Origin of the sequence: Ferrovibrio sp., assembly GCF_025869515.1 — a bacterium.
In the GTDB taxonomy this organism is placed as follows: domain Bacteria; phylum Pseudomonadota; class Alphaproteobacteria; order Ferrovibrionales; family Ferrovibrionaceae; genus Ferrovibrio.
The window spans coordinates 1-19765 of the sequence record NZ_JAOZVR010000115.1 but is presented as its reverse complement, the minus strand read 5'-3'; the positions used below and the strand labels follow the sequence as shown (position 1 = coordinate 19765).

At 65.6% G+C, this 19765-nt stretch carries 22 protein-coding genes and 1 riboswitch; of the genes, 14 read left to right on the top strand and 8 right to left on the bottom strand.

Annotated features, from left to right (window positions below):
- The first annotated feature begins 56 nt into the window (after window positions 1–56).
- The 6 genes from OJJ21_RS20555 to OJJ21_RS20530 all read left to right on the top strand — a co-directional run bounded on the left by OJJ21_RS20555 (window position 57) and on the right by OJJ21_RS20530 (window position 5433).
- Window positions 57–1058 (top strand): tripartite tricarboxylate transporter substrate binding protein, encoded by a 1002-nt coding sequence (locus OJJ21_RS20555; protein WP_297689383.1) that lies wholly within the window; start codon window positions 57–59, stop codon window positions 1056–1058.
- Window positions 1055–2149, top strand: coding sequence for a CoA transferase (locus OJJ21_RS20550; RefSeq protein WP_297689381.1), 1095 nt, complete (start codon window positions 1055–1057; stop codon window positions 2147–2149). Before OJJ21_RS20555 ends, OJJ21_RS20550 begins: the two co-directional genes overlap by 4 nt.
- Window positions 2150–2233: 84 nt before the next feature.
- On the top strand, window positions 2234–2734 hold the full coding sequence (locus OJJ21_RS20545) for a PAS domain-containing protein (RefSeq protein ID WP_297689379.1): 501 nt from the start codon (window positions 2234–2236) through the stop codon (window positions 2732–2734).
- A gap of 70 nt (window positions 2735–2804) precedes the next feature.
- Entirely contained in the window at window positions 2805–3503 is a 699-nt protein-coding gene (locus OJJ21_RS20540) for a dienelactone hydrolase family protein (protein WP_297689377.1), read from the top strand.
- Between the two features lie 17 nt (window positions 3504–3520).
- Window positions 3521–4495 carry a quinone oxidoreductase gene (locus OJJ21_RS20535; protein WP_297689375.1) on the top strand — a complete coding sequence of 325 codons (975 nt, stop codon included), beginning with the start codon at window positions 3521–3523 and terminating at the stop codon, window positions 4493–4495.
- Between the two features lie 209 nt (window positions 4496–4704).
- Entirely contained in the window at window positions 4705–5433 is a 729-nt protein-coding gene (locus tag OJJ21_RS20530; RefSeq protein ID WP_297689373.1) for a DUF2470 domain-containing protein, read from the top strand.
- Window positions 5434–5532: 99 nt separating this feature from the next.
- Here OJJ21_RS20530 and OJJ21_RS20525 read toward each other — a convergent pair whose 3' ends face one another.
- Together OJJ21_RS20525 and OJJ21_RS20520 are read right to left on the bottom strand one after the other, a co-directional pair.
- Entirely contained in the window at window positions 5533–5808 is a 276-nt protein-coding gene (locus OJJ21_RS20525) for a hypothetical protein (RefSeq protein WP_297689371.1), read from the bottom strand.
- Between the two features lie 4 nt (window positions 5809–5812).
- The gene (locus OJJ21_RS20520) at window positions 5813–6019 is read right to left on the bottom strand and encodes a hypothetical protein (RefSeq protein WP_297689369.1); all 207 of its coding nucleotides are present in this window, start codon (window positions 6017–6019) and stop codon (window positions 5813–5815) included.
- Window positions 6020–6628: 609 nt separating this feature from the next.
- On the opposite strand from OJJ21_RS20520, the gene OJJ21_RS20515 reads away from it, so the two are divergent.
- A complete protein-coding gene (locus OJJ21_RS20515; protein ID WP_297689367.1) occupies window positions 6629–7117 on the top strand; it encodes a PAS domain-containing protein in 489 nt (162 codons plus the stop codon).
- A gap of 16 nt (window positions 7118–7133) precedes the next feature.
- On the opposite strand, the gene OJJ21_RS20510 is transcribed toward OJJ21_RS20515, so the two are convergent.
- The 5 genes from OJJ21_RS20510 to OJJ21_RS20490 form a co-directional block, all read right to left on the bottom strand.
- The gene (locus OJJ21_RS20510; protein ID WP_297689365.1) at window positions 7134–7541 is read right to left on the bottom strand and encodes a DUF2000 family protein; all 408 of its coding nucleotides are present in this window, start codon (window positions 7539–7541) and stop codon (window positions 7134–7136) included.
- Window positions 7542–7582: 41 nt separating this feature from the next.
- Window positions 7583–8434 carry an AraC family transcriptional regulator gene (locus tag OJJ21_RS20505; RefSeq protein ID WP_297689363.1) on the bottom strand — a complete coding sequence of 284 codons (852 nt, stop codon included), beginning with the start codon at window positions 8432–8434 and terminating at the stop codon, window positions 7583–7585.
- A 5-nt stretch (window positions 8435–8439) separates the two neighbouring features.
- Entirely contained in the window at window positions 8440–8979 is a 540-nt protein-coding gene (sodC, locus tag OJJ21_RS20500; protein WP_297689361.1) for a superoxide dismutase [Cu-Zn] SodC, read from the bottom strand.
- A gap of 130 nt (window positions 8980–9109) precedes the next feature.
- On the bottom strand, window positions 9110–10462 hold the full coding sequence (gene rho, locus OJJ21_RS20495) for a transcription termination factor Rho (RefSeq protein WP_297689359.1): 1353 nt from the start codon (window positions 10460–10462) through the stop codon (window positions 9110–9112).
- A gap of 284 nt (window positions 10463–10746) precedes the next feature.
- On the bottom strand, window positions 10747–11370 hold the full coding sequence (locus tag OJJ21_RS20490) for a HupE/UreJ family protein (RefSeq protein WP_297689357.1): 624 nt from the start codon (window positions 11368–11370) through the stop codon (window positions 10747–10749).
- A gap of 69 nt (window positions 11371–11439) precedes the next feature.
- Window positions 11440–11709: riboswitch (cobalamin riboswitch) on the bottom strand.
- Between the two features lie 96 nt (window positions 11710–11805).
- Here OJJ21_RS20490 and OJJ21_RS20485 point away from each other — a divergent pair.
- The 5 genes from OJJ21_RS20485 (at window position 11806) to OJJ21_RS20465 (ending at window position 18135) form a co-directional block, all read left to right on the top strand.
- Complete coding sequence (locus OJJ21_RS20485) at window positions 11806–12249, top strand: DUF2946 family protein (RefSeq protein ID WP_297689355.1); 444 nt, start codon at window positions 11806–11808, stop codon at window positions 12247–12249.
- Between the two features lie 44 nt (window positions 12250–12293).
- Complete coding sequence (locus OJJ21_RS20480) at window positions 12294–13301, top strand: DUF1775 domain-containing protein (protein WP_297689353.1); 1008 nt, start codon at window positions 12294–12296, stop codon at window positions 13299–13301.
- 96 nt (window positions 13302–13397) lie between these two features.
- Window positions 13398–15506, top strand: coding sequence for a TonB-dependent receptor (locus tag OJJ21_RS20475; RefSeq protein WP_297689351.1), 2109 nt, complete (start codon window positions 13398–13400; stop codon window positions 15504–15506).
- An 86-nt stretch (window positions 15507–15592) separates the two neighbouring features.
- On the top strand, window positions 15593–16282 hold the full coding sequence (locus OJJ21_RS20470) for a TonB family protein (RefSeq protein ID WP_297689349.1): 690 nt from the start codon (window positions 15593–15595) through the stop codon (window positions 16280–16282).
- 197 nt (window positions 16283–16479) lie between these two features.
- Window positions 16480–18135 carry an ABC transporter ATP-binding protein/permease gene (locus tag OJJ21_RS20465; RefSeq protein WP_297689347.1) on the top strand — a complete coding sequence of 552 codons (1656 nt, stop codon included), beginning with the start codon at window positions 16480–16482 and terminating at the stop codon, window positions 18133–18135.
- Here the strand turns inward: OJJ21_RS20465 and htpX are convergent, their stop codons facing one another.
- Window positions 18136–19104: a zinc metalloprotease HtpX gene (gene htpX, locus OJJ21_RS20460; RefSeq protein ID WP_297689345.1), complete on the bottom strand. Its 969-nt coding sequence runs from the start codon at window positions 19102–19104 to the stop codon at window positions 18136–18138.
- Between the two features lie 122 nt (window positions 19105–19226).
- Between htpX and OJJ21_RS20455 the strand changes: the two genes are divergently transcribed.
- Window positions 19227–19478: a succinate dehydrogenase assembly factor 4 gene (locus OJJ21_RS20455; RefSeq protein WP_297689343.1), complete on the top strand. Its 252-nt coding sequence runs from the start codon at window positions 19227–19229 to the stop codon at window positions 19476–19478.
- A 122-nt stretch (window positions 19479–19600) separates the two neighbouring features.
- On the top strand, window positions 19601–19765 hold a 165-nt coding region (locus tag OJJ21_RS20450; protein ID WP_297689405.1), incomplete at its 3' end, for an argininosuccinate synthase domain-containing protein.

The window sequence follows — 19765 nt, the reverse complement described above, 5'->3', positions numbered from 1 at the left end:
TTACTGGCAAGAGAGCCGCGTCTACCCTGCTCGCAAAAATCATGGAGGAAATACCGATGCGCCCTGCGAGCCGCCAACCGACCCGCCGTACCTTCCTGCAGCTTGCCGCCGGCGGCGCGGCCGTTTTCGCGCCCGGGCTTTCACGCGCCCAGAGCTATCCGGCCAAGCCGATCAAGCTGATCCTGCCCTATGCCGCCGGCGGCGGGCCGGATGTGCTGACCCGCGTCTTTGCCGACAAGATGGGCGAGGTGCTGGGCCAGCGCGTCGTGATCGACAACCGGGTCGGCGCCGGCGGCATTCTGGCCGGGCAGATCGCCGCCCAGGCGCCGCCCGACGGCTACACCATCCTGCTCGGCTCCTCGTCGCATGTGACGCAGAAACTTCTGGAGCCTAAGGCCGAATTCGATCCGATGACCAGCTTCACGCACATCATGCGGCTCAGTACCGCGCCGACGCTGCTGGTGGCCGAAGCGGAAGGCCCGTTCCGCAGCGCCGCCGATCTGGTGGCGGCAGCGAAGGCAGCCCCGGGCAAGTTCAACTACGGCTCCGGCGGCATCGGCAGTGCCGCGCATCTGGCCGGCGCCGGCTTCGCCAATTTCACCGGCATCGATGTGGTGCATGTGCCGTTTCGCGGATCGGTCGAGATCGTGCCGGCCATCCTGAGCAAGACCGTGGAATTCGCCTTTCCCATTGCCTCCACCGCCGTGCCGCAGGTCAAAGCCGGCAAGGTGCGCGCACTGGCCACCACGGCGCCGCGCCGCCTGCCGCAGTTGCCGGACGTGCCGACGCTGAAGGAGCTCTACGGCAGCGACGACCTGGTGCTGGAATCCTGGAGCGGCCTGTGGGGCCCGGCCAATCTGCCGCCGGCCATCGTGGCGAAGCTGAACGAAGCGGCACTGACCGTCGCGCGCATGCCGGAGATCATCGCGGTGCACGAAAGAATCGGCAGCCCGATCGACACCACCGCGACGCCGGCCGAATTCACCGCCTTCATGCGCAGCGAGACGGCGAAATACACCAAGCTGGTCGCCGCTGCGAAGATCGGGACGCAGCGTTGAGCGCCACACCACCGACCTTCCGGCCGTTGGACGGCGTGACGGTGCTGGATTTTTCGCATGTCATCGCCGGACCGCTGGCCTCCTTCCATCTCGCCCGGCTCGGCGCCACCGTGATCAAGGTGGAGGGCGCCGACGGCGATGTGATGCGGCGCGGCGCTCGTGGCATGCAGGCCTATAACGCGCTGAATGCCGGCAAGGAAAATCGGCAGCTCGACCTGCGCGACCTGGCGCAGCGGCAGGCGGCACACGATCTGGCCGCGAAGGTCGACATCCTGCTCGATAACCTGCGGCCAGGCGTACTCGACCGCTTCGGTCTCGGCTACGATGCGGTGAAGGCGATCAATCCGCGTATCGTCTACTGTTCGGTATCAGGCTTCGGCCGCAAGGGCGCCTGGGCCGACCGCCCCGCCTATGACCATGTCATCCAGGCCATGACCGGCATGATGATGCTGGCCGGCAACGAGGGCGATCCGCCGATCAAGGTCGGCTTTCCCGCCGTCGATGCGGTCGCCGGCCTGCTGGCCGCCTTTGCCATGCTGGCCGGCCTGCGCGAGCGCGAGCGCACCGGCAGCGGTATGCTGCTCGATGTCTCGATGCTCGGCGCGGCGATGCAGCTGATGTATCCCTTCACCTGCGATGCGCTGACCAACGACACCTCGCCGCCCCGGTTGGGCAACCAGGGCTATTCCGGCAGCCCGGCTGCCGACCTGTTCGAATGCCGCGAGGGCTGGATCGCCATCGGCGCCAACAAACCGCGGCATGTGGTGTCGCTGCTCGGCATCCTCGGTCTCGCTGCGCTCGGCGATGACCGTGCGATTTTCCCCGATGGCCTGCCGCTGCAGGGTCCGGCCAGTTTCGTGCGTGCCGCCGAGCCCGCCCGCTTCAAGCAGGCGGTGGCCGCCGCGATCCACAACTGGGATGCCGAGACACTGGAGGCCGCCCTGGTCGATGTCCAGGTGCCGGCGGCCCGGGTGCGGCGCCTGCATGACTTCACCGGCGCTTTCAAGGCGGCCCCGCCCTTCGGTCTGCTGGCCCTGGGCGAGGATGATGCCGCGGTACTGTCGCCCGGTGGGGGTTTTGCCGTGTCCTGATCCGTCACCGGGCAGTATTCGCTTGCCTGGGGCTGCCGCACCCTACATCCTCACGCAACGGGGGATGGAGCGGACCGGCACGGCATGACTGCCACGGAATATCTGGGCGACCTGCCCTACATACCGATTGCCGAACATGACGATCCGCAGAACCGGCTCGATCACCCGATCCTGCGCCTGCTGTATGTCTACTGGAACGGCAAGCGCGGCCAACGCATCGCGCCCGCACGCAGCGAGATCGATCCCGTCGATTTCCGCCCCGCCATCGGCTGGGTCAACCTGATCGACGTCAGCGCCGGAATCGAGCAATTCGTCATGCGCGTGCTTGGCGGCCGCACCGAGACGATGTTCGACCTCAGGCCGGATTTCCGCACGCCCGCGGATTTCGACGATCCGGGCTTCCGCGCCGTGGCGCTGCAGGACCTGGGCTGGGCGGTCGAACATGGCAAACCGCTGCGCATGTTCCGCGACCTGCAGACGCCGAAGCGACGCTACCGCTACGAGGGCCTGGTCCTGCCGCTCTCGGACGATAACCAGACCGTGAACATGCTGCTGGCCGCCGGAATCCCGCCGCTCGGCGGTTGATTGCCCGCGCGCGGAGTCGCTAGAGTCCGCGCCAGATAAATCAGGCGATATCACACAGGAGGAATGCGCAATGGCGAAGACCGTGACGATCGGCGCCCATGATGGCGGCAGTTTCACCGGTTACCTCGCAGAACCTGCCTCGGGTAAGGGCCCCGGCATCCTCGTCATCCAGGAAATCTTCGGCGTCAATCAGGTGATGCGCAACATCTGCGACGACCTGGCCCGGCAAGGTTATGTCGCGCTCTGCCCCGACCTGTTCTGGCGCCAGGAACCCGGCGTCGATATCACCGACAAGAGCAAGGCCGAATGGGACAAGGCCTTTGCGCTGTTCGGCGGCTTCAATCTCGATCTCGGTGTCGAGGACCTGAAGTCCTCCCTCGCCGTTCTGCGCAAGCTGCCCGGTGTCAGCGGCAAGGTCGGCACTGTGGGCTACTGTCTGGGCGGACGGCTGGCCTTCCTGATGGCGGCGCGTAGCGATGTGGATGCCGCCGTGGCCTATTACGGCGTCATGCTGGCCGACCATCTCGGCGAGGTCGGCGCTATCAAAAAACCGCTGCTGATGCATTGCGCCACCGAGGACAAGTTCGTGCCCAAGGATGCCCAGGCCAGGGTGAAGGCGGCCGTGGCCGGCAATTCCAATATCACGCTGCATGAATACCAGGGCAACGACCATGCCTTCGCCCGCGTCGGCGGCGAACATTACGACAAGGCGGCCGCCGATCTGGCCAATGGTCGCAGCGCCGCATTCTTCAAGCAACACCTGTCCTGATCGAGGCATCCAGCATCATGGTCCACGCAATCCGCATTCACGCCAATGGCGGCCCTGAAGTGATGAAATGGGAAGAGGTCGAGGTCGGCGCACCCGGCCCCGGCCAGATCCGGCTGAAGGTTTCGGCCGCCGGGCTGAACTATCTCGACACCTACCATCGCAGCGGCCTGTACAAGCTGCCGCTGCCGCTCACGCTCGGCACCGAAGGCTCCGGCGTGGTGACCGCCGTGGGTGACGGCGTCAGCGACATCAAGGTGGGTGATCGCGTCGCCTATGCCTCGGCGCCGCTCGGCGCCTATGCCGAGGAACGGCTGATGCAGGCCGACCGCTGCGTGGTGTTGCCCGAGGGCATCGACGACCGGCTGGCTGCCGCGATCATGCTGAAGGGCATGACGACGGAATACCTGCTGTTGCGCACCTACAAGGTGCAGCCGGGCCAGACCATCCTGTTCCATGCCGCCGCCGGCGGCGTCGGCCTGATCTTTGGCCAGTGGGCCAGGGCACTCGGCGCCACCGTGATCGGCACCGTAGGCAGCGACGACAAGGCGAAACTCGCCCGCGCGCATGGCTACGACCATGTCATCAACTACCGCACGGAAAACTTCGTCGAGAAGGTGAAGGAGATCACCAAGGGCGCCGGCGTGCCTGTCGTCTATGACGGCGTCGGCAAAGATACCTGGGCGGGATCGCTCGACTGCCTGCAGCCTTTCGGCCTGATGGTCAGCTTCGGCAATGCCTCCGGCCCGGTGCCGCCCTTCGATGTCAGCACGCTGGCCGGCAAGGGTTCGCTCTATGTCACCCGGCCGACCCTCGTCACGTATACGGCAAAACGCGCCGACCTGGTCGCTTCGGCCAAGGCGCTGTTCGAGGTGGTGAAATCAGGCAAGGTGAAGGTGGAAATCCCGCAGACCTATGCGCTGAAGGATGCCGCCCGCGCCCATGCCGACCTGGAAGCGCGCAAGACCACCGGCTCCACACTGCTGCTGCCGTAAGTTAACAAGACCCGCCCGCCGCTGCGCGTCAGGGCCCTCCCTCTCCCGCTTGCAGGAGAGGCGCATGGGCTGCGAAAGCTCCAGTGGAGCTTTCGCGGGCGCCCATTGCGGGTGAGGGTCTTGCGGCAGCCTGCCCCCGGCCCTTTTTCTTTGCCGGCGCCTGCGCCATGCTGCCGCCGTCGTTCTTCCCGCCGGCGCGGATGGTGCCCATGGCCGAACTGCCGATCACCGCAAAGACGCCCGCCGAACAGGCCCGCGCGGTGGCGCGCGCCTGCCGCACCGCCAGCCTCGCCACCACCATGACCGGCAATGCCGGGCACCAGCCCTATGCGTCGCTGGTGCTGGTCGCCTTCGACCATGACGCAGCGCCGCTGCTGCTGATCTCGCGGCTGGCCGACCATACCAAGAATATCCTCGGCAGCGACCGCGTGGCGTTGCTCTGCGACGGCACCGCCGGCCTGGCCGAGCCGCTGACCGGCCCGCGGGTCAGCCTGCTCGGCCTGGCCGAGAAAACCGAAAGTCCGCGCCACCGCGCCCGTTACCTCGCCCGCCATCCTTCGGCGGAGATGTATGCCGGCTTCGGCGATTTCGCCTTTTACAGGATTCATGTCGAGCGCGCGCATATCGTCGCCGGCTTCGGCAAGATCCACTGGCTCGACGATTACCTCTATGCCGGCGAGACGGCGGCACTGGCCGAGGCGGAAGCCGACATCCTGCAGCATATGAACACCGACCATACCGATGCCGTGCAGCTCTATGCGACCAGGCTGCTGGGCCGAAGCGGCGACGGCTGGAGTCTCTGCGGCATCGACACTGAGGGCACGGATTTACTGCGCGACGGCGAAATCGCCCGGCTGAATTTCGGCAGGACGATTGCGAGCGCCGAGGAAGCGCGCGCCGAGCTGGTGCGGCTGGTGAAGTTGGCGCGACAACAATAAAAAAGCCCGCCGGCCTTGCAGACCGACGGGCGCAAGACCCAACCAGCCCGGACGCGGCATCAAAGCACCTGGTGAGGGTGTGCCGTTCGATCGTCGCACTCAACGCTCGAACGGCAGGAAACTCAGCGACAACAAGTCACCGGCCGCATGCCAGTCGGGCGGCAGTGCCAGCGGATCGGCCAGAGAGACACCGTCCGGCGTGGCGTTGTCGTTGCTGGCCGGCAGCAGGCGCCCGCCTTGAAATTTCTCGGGCGCCAGGAAAGCGCCGAAAGCGGCTTGCAGGCGGCTGGCCAGACCCACCTTCGAGTCAGTCTGGCGGCGGCCGCGCGGGTGATGCGTCACATGGATGGGAACATCCAGCTGGATATCGGTCACGGTCTTACCTCCAGGCGCGGGCTGACTGGTTATCGTTGGCGGCACGCTGCAGGGCACGCGCCGCCTTTTCCGCATCGGCGGTGCGACGGAACAGCTGCTGTTCGATGGCGGAGAATTGCGGCGTGGCGGCGAAGAAGCGGAACCCGCCGCGTTCGCGGATCACCACACCGGCGGCCGCACCGGCCGCCTCGATCACATAGGCTTCACTCATGGAAGAACTCCGTTGGCCGACCCGTAACCGGGTTCGGCAGTCATGTCGCGGAAAGGTTGGGACGGCAGGCGGGCTGCGATCAGCGACAACAACAGAGTTGGGATTTACGGGTCGTGGTCATGGGTCTTCTCCGAACGATTCCGGGCCCACGACTTTCGCCGTGGCGCTTTAGCGTTGGTGTCGCGGCGCAAGCTGCCCTTCAAATCCCGCGATCCGGTGTGAACCGGATGGAGTCTATATTCCACATATATATTTTGAAATCAATGTTATTTCACATCACTTCATGCAGATAAACATTAACTCACACACGAATGCTGCATGGCTCTGCGTAAGCCACTGATCCTGTTTGACGATGTAAGGAGTTTTGCCGGATTTTCGGTCGGGTCGGCCCGCCAATGCCCCATTCTGACGGACCGACCACGAACCCCATCACGACCAGCAGAGTGACGGGGCCGACCTAAGAACCGCACCGGGGTGCGATGCGCCCGAGTATATGAGAATGATTTTCAATTACAAGAGCTTTCTGCACAGCGGCAAGACTTTTTTCACGGCCGGCCCGCGATGCTGTCGGTAACGGCCATCAGGCCATGCGGGGGGACAGATTCAGGGGTGAGCAATCTGATCGAAGCCACGGCCGAGACCGTGCAGCGCCCGCGGCTGCGTCGCCTGCTGGACTACTGGCATGACAAGCGGGCCGATCGCAGGTTGCCGGCGCGCGCCGATCTCGATCCGATGCAGTTCACCTGGCTGCTCGGCAATATTTCACTGGCCGAAGTGGTGCCCGATGCCGCGCCAGACGCGATACCCGGTGCGCTACGCTACCGCTTCCGCCTGGTCGGCACCCGTGCGGTGGAACGCTTCGGCTACGACCCGACCGGCCGCTGGCTGGATGACCTGCCCGAGCCGACCTACCGCCGCCATGTGCAGGCTGCTTACGATGAGGTGGTGCGGCGCCGTGTGCCGCTGGTCGAACGGCTCGACATGCTGATCGACAACCGCACGCATGATTATGAAATCCTGCGCCTGCCGCTCGGCGCCGATGGCGAAACCGTCGACATGATCATGCTGGCCGCCGATTTCTTCAATCCGGATATCTGATCGCCGGGCAGATTGATCAGGGGTGCAGCCTGAGGCCCTTCACGGCCCTGTCGACCGCCCTGCGCTCGCCATGGAAGGCCAGCCCGACCCAGTTCTGCGCCACCGCATCGCCCTCGGCAAACACCGCGCGGTTGGCGGCGTCATGGCCGGTGGCGAACATCGCCTCGACATAGGGCACGATCGTCAGGCCCTGGTCGCAGGCGCAGCCATGCGCCTTTTGCAACTCAGGCAGCGGCGCGGCAAAAACCAGGATCGGCTGGCCGCACATTGCCGTGTACTGCCGGCCAGCGGCATCGATATAGGCCGCGCCGATGCAGTCCGGCACGGCGGCGACGATGCCGCTGGACAGAAACGCGGTGACATTGAGTTTCTGCCATTGCGCCAGATCCTCGCGCACGACAATGGCGATCTTGGTGGTGAACACGGACGGCAATCCCTTCTTGCTTCAGTGCAGCAAGCTTGCCGTCAGGTGCCGCCGGGGTCTGGAAGATTTGTGCAGAGCCGGCGATAGGCCGCCGGAGTCATGCCGAAGGCGCGGCGAAACCAGCGTCCCATATGGCTCTGGTCGGAGAATCCGGTCGCTGCCGCCACATCGGCCGGCGTGTCGCCGCCGGCCAGCAGGCTGCGCGCGCGGTTGAGCCGGCGTTGCACCAGATAGGCATGCGGCGCCAGGCCATAGGCACCGGCAAAGGCGCGGCTCAGGCGGAAACGGTCGGTGCCGGCCATCGATGCCAGGTCTTCCAGGCCGAGATCGGGGCGGTCGAAACCGGCATCGATGGCTTCGCGCGCCAGCCGGGCCATACGCGGCGCCGGCATGGCCCCGGTCGCCGCGCCGCCGGCAAAACGCCGGGCCAGGATCGCAACCACGCCATCGAGCGCGGCGTCGCGCGCCATGCGGCTGTCGGGCCGGGCGATCTGCCGGCAGGCGCGGCGGATCGCCTGCGCCAGTCCGGTATCGTCATCCAGCGTGCGCGGGAAGTGGAAGACCCGCTCGCCGGTATTGCGGCCGGTATACAGGGCTGCCGCATCGCGCAGCCAGTGCGGATCGAAATACAGCATCGCATAGATGAAGCCGGCCGCTTCATAGGCCTCGCCGTCATGGGTCTCGCCCGGCTCGAAGAAAATCAGCCGGCCCGGCGTGCTGCGATGGACCTGGCGACGGCAGCGGAACTGCTGCACGCCGCGCTCGGTGATGCCGACCAGCACCTGGTCATGGAAATGCGGATCATAGGCATGGGCATGGAACTGCGCCCGCACGGCCTCGGTGCCGCTCAGCGGATCGCGGGCGAAATCGAGCCAGTCGCCGGGCCGCGTCATGCCGCCTACTTGATGACACCGCAGGCGATACGCGGACCGCCGCCGCCGAGCGGAGCCGGCATATCACTGTAATTGTCGCCGCCGGCATGGATCATCAGCGCCTTGCCCGCGAGGTCGCTGACCTTCAGATGCGGCGCGATCACCGGCAAGGTCGCCGTGCCGTCGCCATTGACCACCAGCGGCGGCAGGTCGCCCCGGTGGCCGCCCATGGCATGCGGACCGTGATGCCTGCCGGTCTTCTGCGGATCGTAATGACCGCCGGCGGCCATGCCGGCGGCAGGCCGCCCGTCGGGGCCCGGGCCGGTGCCGCAACTGCCTTTCTCATGCAGGTGGAAGCCATGCGGTCCCGGGGTTCCGACCTGTTTGAGGTCCGGGGTCAGCAGCAGGCCCTGGGGCGTGTCTTTCGCCACGATGATGCCCAGCGCCATGCCGACGCCGTTGGCAGAAATCTCGCTGATGGGAATGCTCTTTTCGGCAGCCAGAAGGGCCGGAGAGGTCAGGACGAGGAAACCAGAGAGGGCGGTGGTCAGCAGAATGCGCTGCATGTCGGTTCTCCTGTGGCGAACGGTACCCCCTGAAGAATGACTATAACGGCAAAAAGGTCCGGAATTGAGACAAAAAGAAACGGGCGGGTTTTCGCCCGCCCGTCGCCCGTCGTTTCGGCAGCTGCCGTCTTTACGTATTCATCGAATCGAAGAAATCGGCATTGGTCTTGCTGTGCTTGATCTTGTCGAGCAGGAATTCCATCGCGTCCTGGCCGCCCATCGGCATGAGGATGCGGCGCAGCACCCACATCTTGGCCAGCACGCCCTTGTCGACCAGCAGCTCTTCCTTGCGGGTACCCGACTTGGTGATGTCGATGGCCGGGAAGGTGCGCTTGTCCGACAGCTTGCGGTCGAGGATGATTTCCGAGTTACCGGTGCCCTTGAACTCTTCGAAGATCACTTCGTCCATGCGCGAACCGGTTTCGATCAGCGCGGTGGCGATGATGGTGAGCGAACCACCCTCTTCGATGTTACGGGCGGCGCCGAAGAAGCGCTTCGGCTTCTGCAGCGCGTTGGCATCCACGCCGCCGGTCAGCACCTTGCCCGACGATGGCACAACGGTGTTGTAGGCCCGCGCCAGGCGAGTGATCGAATCCAGCAGGATGACGACATCGCGCTTGTGTTCGACCAGGCGCTTGGCCTTTTCCAGCACCATTTCGGTGACCTGCACATGGCGGCTTGCCGGCTCGTCGAAGGTGGAGGAAATCACCTCGCCCTTCACCGTGCGCTGCATGTCGGTGACTTCTTCCGGGCGTTCGTCGATCAGCAGGACGATCAGATAGACTTCCGGATGATTGTGGCTGATGGCATGCGCGATGTTCTGCAGCAGCATCGTCTTGCCGGTGCGCGGCGGCGCCACGATCAGAGCGCGCTGGCCCTTGCCCTGCGGCGAGATCAGGTCGATGACGCGGGCCGAGACATCGCGCTTGGGGCCGCCGGAAATGATCTTCTCGCGCTTTTCGCCGCCGCGGCTTTTGATGGTCGGCGTCTTGGGAGCGGGGGCAGCCGCGGCCGGCGCCTCTTCCTCGATCGCCGGCAGTTCCATCTTCAGCCGCTCGGTCGGATACAGCGGCGTCAGGTTGTCGAAATGCACCTTGTGGCGGCTCTGCTCGGGGTCTTCGTAATTGATCGTGTTGACCTTGAGCAGCGCGAAATAGCGCTCGCCGTCCTTGGGGGCGCGGATCGTGCCCTCGATGGTGTCGCCGGTGCGCAGACCGAAGCGGCGAATCTGGTTCGGGCTGACATAGATGTCATCGGGGCCCGGCAGGTAGTTGGCCTGGGCGGAGCGCAGGAAGCCGAAGCCGTCCTGCAGCACTTCCAGCACGCCCTCGCCGGTGATCTCGACTTCCTTGTCGGCCAGCTGCTTGAGGATCGCGAACATCATGTCCTGCTTGCGCAGGGTGGAGGCGTTCTCGATCTGCAGCTCTTCGGCGAAGGCGAGCAGGTCAGTGGGGGATTTGGTTTTCAGTTCCTGGAGATTCATCGACGGACTCGCGGACTCAGGCTAGAGCGATTTGTTTGGGAGATTGGGCGCCGGCTCCAGAGCAGAGCGGCAGCCAGTGAAGGGGGGTGTTGAGAGCCGCCCATGCAGGTTCCGCATCATGAACTGGTATTCGAAATAGTGCGGAAAGGGTGCCAGAACGGCGCCAGCCCGAAAGAAGATGGGCCGGTTGCTTAAGCGAAATAGCAACGCGCGCCGGGTAAGTCAAGGGCGGGCGGCAGTGTGATCTGCCGCCCGCCCTGTAACAAATGTGCGATCCGCTGGCGTCAGCCGGCGATATTGAGCGCCAGGAAAACCGCACCGACCACCGCCACGCCAACACCGGCGAGACGGCTCAACTGCGGCAGCATGGCAATGTTGCGGCGGCTCAGCAGGCGCCAGATCAGCACCGTGCCGGCGGCAATGGCATATTCCATCACGGCAAGACCCGCCAGATAGGAGACCAGCGGGGTCTGCTCGGCACCGAAGATGCTCTCGGCGAAGGCATAGCCGTGAAACAGGCCGGCCAGCGCCAGAATGGCGGCAAACAGCCCGTCGTTGATCTGGCGCGGAAACACCAGCAGCACGCCAAGCAGCAGCACCGAACCGGCCACCAGGAGTTCACCGGCCGGCAGGCTGACACCGCCCAGATGCAGCATCGAACCGAGCGCCGAGGCGATGACGAAGGCCAGCGGCAGCAGCAGGCCGCGGCTGCGCGGCGCCGCCAGCAGGCCGGCGGCGAAGATGAAGGCGAGATGATCGAGGCCGATCACCGGATGGGCGAGGCCGGAGATCAGCCCGGTCGCGAGGCTGTCCGGGGTACGGCCGTCCATGGCGTGATGCGCGAAGGCCGGAGCAGTGACCACCAGGCCGATAAGGCCGACGATGGCAGCGGTGACAGAACGGAACATGATGCACCTCCCGTGCAAGCATTTCGATGATGGCGCACCGGCCGTTGCATCATCCCCTGATGCAGGGCGGTTTACCGGAACAGTGATGGCAGGTCTCCGGGCTTGCAGGTCGTCGTCGGCCGCACCGCCTTCCCGGATCGTCGCTGGCCAGGGCTGTAATCCCCAGGGCTGTGATCCAGTGGCATCCTGGCGCGGGACTCGCCGCTTACCGTAGCGGGGGCTGCCGCGGCTTTGGGAACCCTCCTGTAGGAGGGTCTCCCGCACCGCGTTCCCTTTTCACCGCCGCAGCCGGATCGTTTCGGCGAATCGTTGCAGCGGACCATCGCCGGCGACCTTAAGTGCCCGGCCGGGGGCCGTCAAATGGACCCAGGGCAAACACAGCCTGCGGCAAACCGTGCCTTGCCCAAAAGACAGCCCGGGGGTAAGCCTGTGCCCATGTCTGGCCCCTCAGCCATATCCCGTTCCGCCGCCCGCCCTGCCCCAGGACGTCGTCTTGGCCGGCTGGCTGCCCTGCTGGCGCTGTGCGCCCTGGTATTCCACGGCCTGCTGCCGCTGACCCAGCAGGTCGCCCGGCAGGTGCAGGCGGCCAACGGCATCGAGCAGGTCGTGCTCTGTTCGGCGCTCGGTTTCCGCACGCTGGCGCTGAAGGACGGCGCCCCGGTGGATACCGACCCGGCCAAGAGCGAGAAGAGCAGCCGGATCTGCCCGGTCTGCTTCGCCACGGCCAATCTTTCCCATGCCATCCTGCCGGCCGGCGCCCTGCCGGTGCTGCCGAGCCTGGCGATCACCGTACTCTATGGCGCCGCGCCGGCCAGCACGGCCGCCTCGGCCGCCTATCTTCCACCGCAGGCGCGCGCGCCTCCCGCTTTCGTTTCCTGAACCACGCCACCCTTTTCGTTTTCAGGATTCCGGGAGTTTTCCCAATGTCGATCACCAAGCTTGCGAGCGCTGCCGCGCTCGCCACCCTGCTGTCATCCACTGCCTATGCCCATATCGTCGCCGATCCCGCCGAGGCCCAGCCCGGCAGCTATTTCCGCACCGCGCTCCGCGTCGGCCATGGCTGCGGTGCCGGCAAACCGACCACCGCCATCCGCGTCAGCATCCCTGAAGGCATCGCCAATGCCAGCGCCCAGCCCAAGCCGGGCTGGGAGATCAAGGTCGAAACCACCAGGCTGGAACAGCCGATCGACGCCGGCCATGGCCGCAAGACCGATACGGTGGTCAGCGCGGTCAGCTGGAGCGGCGGCAGCCTGCCGAACGAACAGTTCGATGAATTCGGCCTCGTGCTGAAACTGCCCGATGCGCCGGGCCGGCAGCTCTGGCTGCCGGTGGTGCAGACCTGTGCCGGCGGCGAGACGCGCTGGGACCAGATTCCGGCCGCGGGGCAGAGGGTCGAGCGTCCGGCGGCGCTGATCCGTATTGCCGGCGACAATTCTGCCATGCAGATGCAGCACGCACAGCATAGCCAGCATATGCATGGCGGCATGGCACAGACAAACACCGCGCCGGCCGCCGAAGCGGCCAAGGCCGGCGACATCCAGGTGCTGCAGCCTTTCGCCCGCGCCACCCCCGCCAAGGTCGGCGGCGTGTTCCTGACGCTGAAGAATGCCGGCGGCACGGCGGACAAGCTGGTGAAGGCCTCCTCGCCGGTGGCCGACAATGTCGAACTGCACACGCATATCAAGGATGGCGATGCCATGCGCATGCGGGCAGTGGACAACATCCCCGTGCCGGCCAATGGCCAGACCGCGCTGGAACCCGGCGGCTATCATGTGATGCTGATCGGCCTGAAGCAGGCGCTGAAGGAAGGCCAGAGCTTTCCGCTCACGCTGACCTTCGAGAAGGCTGGCACCGTGACCCTTCAGGTTCCGGTGCAGAAGGCCGGATCGCCGGGCATGCCTGCCGCCGGCGGCCACGAGCACAAGCACTAATCCAGATCTGTCTTTCCCGGCATCGACGCCACGACTCCGTGCGGCGTGTCCGCACCGGCTTGCGCGTTGCGCGGGACCATACCTGCGAGACTTTCCATGACTCACACATCCATGTTCTATTTTACCGCCCGCAGCACGGCCGAACGCCTGCTGCCCCGCCTGGCCATCGCGTTGCTGGGCGCCACCGCCGCCATCGCGCTGCTGGCGCCTGACGCCCGCAGCCAGACCGTCACCTCGCCGATTACGGTCACGGCGAAGCCGGAAGACGAGGCGATCACCGTTCCGAATGCCGATGAGGCGAAGAAGCGCATTGAGAAAACCGCCGGCGGCGTCGATATCGTTACCGCCGACGAGGTACGCGACGGCCGCGCCAATTCGGTGAAGGACATCCTCGGCTATGTACCGGGCGTGTTTGCACAGTCGAAATACGGCCAGGAGGATTCGCGACTGTCGATCCGCGGCTCGGGTCTGTCGCGCAGCTTCCACCTGCGCGGCACCAGAATCCTGCGCGACGGCGTGCCGATCACCGATGCCGACGGTTCCGGCGACACGATGGAGATCGATCCGCTCGCCGTCGATTACACCGAGATCTACAAGGGCGCCAATGCCTTGCAATACGGCGCCTCGTTGCTCGGTGGTGCGGTGAATTTCGTCAGCCCGACAGGACGCAGCAACCCGGGCTTCCTGTTGCGCCAGGAATTCGGCAGTTTCGACAGCATGCGCACCCAGTTCGGCGCCGGCGGCGTGTCGGGCAACTACGACTACTACGTCACGCCAACCTACAGCCACAGCAGCGGCTTCCGCGATCACACCGACCAGGATTACAAGCGGCTGAACGGCAATATCGGCTATCGTTTCGGCGATGGCGCCGAAACGCGCTTCTTCCTCTCGGCTGCCGACATCAACCAGAAGATACCGGGCTCGCTGACCAAAGAGCAGGCGCTGAGCAATCCGCGTCAGACTCCGGCCAGCAGCTTCGTGGGCAATACCAAGCGTAATATCGACTCCTTGCGCGGCGCCAACAAGACCACCTTCCTGACCGAGACCGGCGAAGTTACGGTTGGCGCCTTCCTGGCGCGCAAGGAGTTGTTCCACCCGCTGTATTCGCCGCCGTTCTTCACCCCGGTGATCGACAACGACGAAACCAATGGCGGCGGCTTTGTCAGGTGGTACAACGACCTGACGGTCGCAGGCCATCGCAGCGAAGTGACGCTCGGCGCGAATTACTTCGCCGGCATCAATCAGGCGCGGACATACAACAATGTCGGCGGATCGAGGGGGGCGCTGACCGCGTTCGACGATCAGATCTCGCGGACATTCGAGGTCTATGGCGAGAATGCCCTGTATGTGGTGAATAATGTCGCCGTCATCACCGGCTTGCAGGGCACCATGGCCAAACGCGAGCTCGATGACAAATTCCTGTCCAACGGCGACCGCTCCTTCGAGCGCGGCTACAACAGCATCAACCCGAAAGTGGGCCTGCGCTGGGACTACGCGCCCTCGAATCAGGCCTTCATCAACCTGAGCTGGGCGGATGAGCCGCCGCCGTTCTCGGAACTCGGCACCACGACCGTCGCGGTGGAATCGCAGAAATCGAAGACGCTGGAAATCGGCACGCGCGGTAGTCACGGCGATGTTGCCTGGGATGCCGCTGTTTACCGTGCATGGCTGCAGGACGAGTTGCAGTCCATCCTGGTCAACGGCCAGTCGAGCCAGCAGAATATCGGCTCGACCATCCATCAGGGTATCGAACTGGGCGGCGAATGGACCGCGCTGCGTAACGCTTTCGCGCAGGGCGACAAAATGGCGCTGCGCGGCGCCTATACCTACAGCGATTTCCATTTCGACAACCACAGCACCTATGGCAGCAATGACATCCCCGGCGCACCGCGGCATTTCCTGGTGGCTGAGCTGCGCTATACGCATGCCAGCGGGTGGTATGCCGGGCCGAATGTCGAATGGGTGCCGCAGGCCTATAACGTCGACAATGCCAATACGCTGAAGACCGATCCTTATGCGCTGCTGGGCGCCAAGGCCGGCTACGATTTCGGCGACGGGCTGAAAGTCTTCGTCGATGGCCGCAACCTGCTCGACAAGAAGTATATTGCCGAGGTGAGCGTGCTGCCGACCGGCACGGCAAGCTCGGCGCAGTTCAATCCGGGCGACGGCCGCGCCGTCTATCTCGGCGTCGAGTACCGGTGGTAACGGCAGATGCCATAGACCTGCAGATCCCGGGACGGCTCGTGCCGCCCCGGGAGACTGCCTCTGCCAACCCGGCCCTGCGGAGCTGGATGCTGGCCCTAGGCGTTCATGGCGGCATTGCTGCCCTGCTGCTGGCCGGTACCATCGCTGCACCGAAGCCGCAGCCAGACCCCCTGCCCGTTTTCGAAATCGTCATCCCGGCGGCACCGCCGCAGCTGCTCACCGCGCCGGCCGAGCCGGCACCGCCGGAGCCGGTTGCCGAACTGCCGGAACCCGATACGGAGCCCCTGCCGGAGCCGCAGATCGAATCGCCCGCGCCAGCAAAACCCGCCGTGAAGCCACGCCCGCGTCCGCCACAGCAGGCCGTGCAGCCGCGCGGCGAAACACCATCGACCAATCAGGCGTTGGGCGCGGCTGACAGCCTGCCGGTGCAGGCGCCTCCCATTGCCGCGCGAGCCCTGCCGCAGGCGCCCGTTCCAGTACAGGAGGCAATGCCGCCTTATGCACCGATCCTGCTCGACTGGCTCGGTCGCCATCGCGATTACCCGCGCGCCGCGCGCCTGCGCCGCCTGGAAGGCGCACCGCGCATCGCCCTGACCCTGGACCGGTCCGGCCGCCTGATCGCTCTGACCCTGGTGCAGTCCAGCGGCATTCCGCTGCTTGATGAGGCTGCGCTGGCCATGGCGCGCCGCGCGGCGCCATTCCCGCCGCCGCAACTGCCGCCGGGCAGCGAGAAAGCCAGCTTCATCGTGCCGGTGCGGTTCGCCCTCGAGCCCTGAGTCGGCTGCGGCCGGATTAAATATTTTTCATCCCGTGGGCCGAGACTTCGCCACAATTCCCGGGCTAGGGTCGCGGGGCCGGGACCAGGCCGGCGCCGCCCCCCGGGCCGGGGCGCACCCAGTCCACAATCATCGCCATCTGCCGCGCCCCCGGGGGGCGGGCCCGGCCGGATTTAGCCGACCGTGACGAGCGCCTCATGGCCTGGGGCCTGCTGGCCGCCATCGTCGCGCTCAACCTCGGCACCGTGGCGCTGAATGTGTGGTTCAACCAATGGAATAACGATTTCTACAACGCGCTGCAGGAAAAGAATTTCGACGACTTCCAGACCTACCTGCTGCATTTCGCCGGCATGGCTGCGCTGTTCATCGCCGTTGCCGTCTACCAGTATTACCTGAACCAGATGCTGCAGCTGCGCTGGCGCCGCTGGCTGACCGAGCACTGGCTCGATGCATGGCTGCAAGCCAAACACTATTACCAGATGCAGGTCTTCAACCTGGGCACCGACAATCCGGACCAGCGCATCGCCGAAGACATGCGGCTGTTTGCCGCCTATTCCCTGAACATCACGCTGGGCCTGATGAATGCCGTCGTGACGCTGGCCTCCTTCCTGCACATTCTGTGGGGCCTGTCGGGTTCCTACAGCCTCAGCCTGTTCGGCAGCCCGGTCGAGATTCCCGGTTATATGGTCTGGGCCGCGCTGGTCTATGCCGCCGCCGGCACCTGGATCACGCATATGATCGGCCGCAAGCTGGTGCCGCTGAATTTCAACCAGCAGCGCTATGAAGCGGATTTCCGCTTCGATCTGGTACGGGTGCGCGAACATGCCGAAGGCATCGCCCTGCAGAATGGCGAGGCGGCCGAGAATACCCGCCTGCATACCCGCTTCAGCGCGGTGTTCGACAATTTCCTCGCCATCATGCGGCGACAGAAGCAGCTGATCTGGTTCACCGCCGGCTATGGCCAGGCCGCCATCATCTTCCCCTTCGTGGTGGCGGCACCGCGCTATTTCGGCGGCGCCATCCAGCTCGGCGGCCTGATGCAGACGGCTTCGGCCTTCGGCCAGGTGCAGAGCGCCTTCAGCTATCTGATCTCGGCCTATACCGACATCGCCGAATGGCGCGCGGTGATCAACCGCCTGACCGGTTTCCGCCAGGGTATGGAACAGGCCGACCTGATCGCCACGCAGTCCCGCATCGCCATCGAGATCACCGATGACGAACGGCTTGAGGTGCAGGACCTAGCGCTCACACTCCCCAATGGACGGCCGCTGCTCGGTCTCGATCGGCTGTCGCTGAAACGCGGCGACAGTCTGCTGCTGACCGGCCGTTCCGGCAACGGCAAGACCACGCTGCTGCGCGCCATCGCCGGCCTGTGGCCGTTCGGCCAGGGCCTGATCAGGCGCAGCGACGCCGGGCAGAGCCTGTTCCTGCCGCAGCAGCCTTATATTCCGATCGGCACGCTGCGGGCCGCGCTGGCCTATCCGCACGATCCCGCCACCTACGATAACGCCGCGTATCGCGAGGCTCTGGCTGCGATGGAGCTGGGCCACATGCAGGATCGGCTGGACGAGGAAGCCAAGTGGGATCAGGTGCTGTCGGGCGGCGAGCAGCAGCGCGTGCAGCTGGCCGGCGCCTGGCTGATGAAGCCGGCCTGGCTGTTCCTCGACGAGGCGACCTCGGCGCTGGACGACGATACCGAACATCGCGTGATGAAACAGCTGCGCGCGGCATTGCCGCACACCACCGTGGTCAGCATCGGCCATCGCCCGGCCCTGCTGGCCTTCCATGAACAGCATCTGGAATTGCAGCCCGCCGAAGATGGCGGGCCGTCGCAGCTGGTGGCCGTAACCTGACTAGCGGCGATTGCCCCAGGGGCTGCGCCGGCGCCGCGCCGTGCCGGATACCGGCACCGAGGCGGTGCCCGAAGCCATCGGCGTATCGGCATAGGCCGGCTGCTGAGTGCCGGCGCTCCCGCCACCCATCGCGCCGGCCAGCTGCATCAGCGCGGCGACGCGGTTCTCGGTGCTCGGATGCGTCGAGAACAGGCTGTCCATCGCGCCGCCATGCAGCGGGTTGATGATGAACATATGCGCGGTGGCCGGATTGCCCTCGGCCTGCGCATTCGGCACCTGCTCGACCGAACCGCTGATCCGCTGCAGCGCCGAAGCGAGCGCCTGCGGATTGCCGCTGATCCCGGCGCCGGCCTTGTCGGCTTCGTATTCGCGGCTGCGGCTGATCGCCATCTGCACCAGCATGGCCGCCACCGGCGCCAGGATCATCACCGCGATGCTGCCGATGATGCCGAGGCCGCTGCGATTGTCGCGGCTGCCGCCGAAGAACATGGCGAAATTCGCCAGCATGCCGATGGCGCCAGCCAGCGTCGCCGTCACCGTCATGATCAGGGTGTCGCGGTTTTTCACATGCGCCAGTTCATGCGCCATCACGCCGGCGATTTCCTCGCGGCTCAGGCGATGCAGCAGGCCGGTGGTGGCCGCCACGGCAGCATTTTCCGGATTGCGGCCGGTGGCAAAGGCATTGGGCTGCTCGTTGTCGATCACATAGACGCGCGGCATCGGCAGACCGGCACGCTGCGCCAGCTGCTCGACCAGGCGATAGAATTCCGGCGCCGTCTGCGCATCGACCTCGCGGGCGCCATACATCGACAGCACCATCTTGTCGCTGTTCCAGTAGGCGAACAGGTTCATCACCGCGGCCAGCGCCAGCGCGATCAGCATGCCGGACTCGCCGCCGATCAGGAAACCGACGGCACCGAACAGCGCCGTCATGGCAGCCAGCAGAAGTCCCGTCTTCAGGTAGTTCATTGTCGTCTCACCCTCGTTCTGCGGTCGGCCTCGCCTGCCAGGAAAAGCCACGCGGGCTTTGCAGCCGACCCGCACCGCTATATGTAAGATTGCCAAACCCCTCCGCAAGAAGGCCCCGCATCATGGCCGACGATCCCAAGCTTCCCGCCCAGAGTCAGCCTGCCGACACCGCCCCCAGCCCGGACGGCGCCCTCTCTTTAGACGGCAACGCCGCCGACACCCGGCCCATCGACCCCAAAACCGGCAAGCCGCTGGCGCCGGCCCAGCCGGCAATCAAGCTGACCCAGGCACCGGGCGAAGAAGACGGGCCCAAAGGCCCCGAGCCGACCCGCTACGGCGACTGGGAGCGCAAGGGCATCGTCTCGGACTTCTGAGGCCGATTTAGGAGCCGATTGCGCCGGAATTGGGGCGGCAGACCCACCCTGCACGGCTTGCATGCCCCTCGGTCCTGCCTATACTCCGGCCCGATTTTCCGAGCATTTAAGGAGTGCGCCCGATGAGCGGCAGCAAGCATGGCAGCGTCAAGAAGGTGGTCCTCGCCTATTCCGGCGGCCTCGACACCTCGGTGATCCTGAAATGGCTGCAGGAAACCTATGCCTGCGAGGTGGTGACCTTCACCGCCGATCTGGGCCAGGGCGAAGAGCTGGAGCCGGCGCGCAAG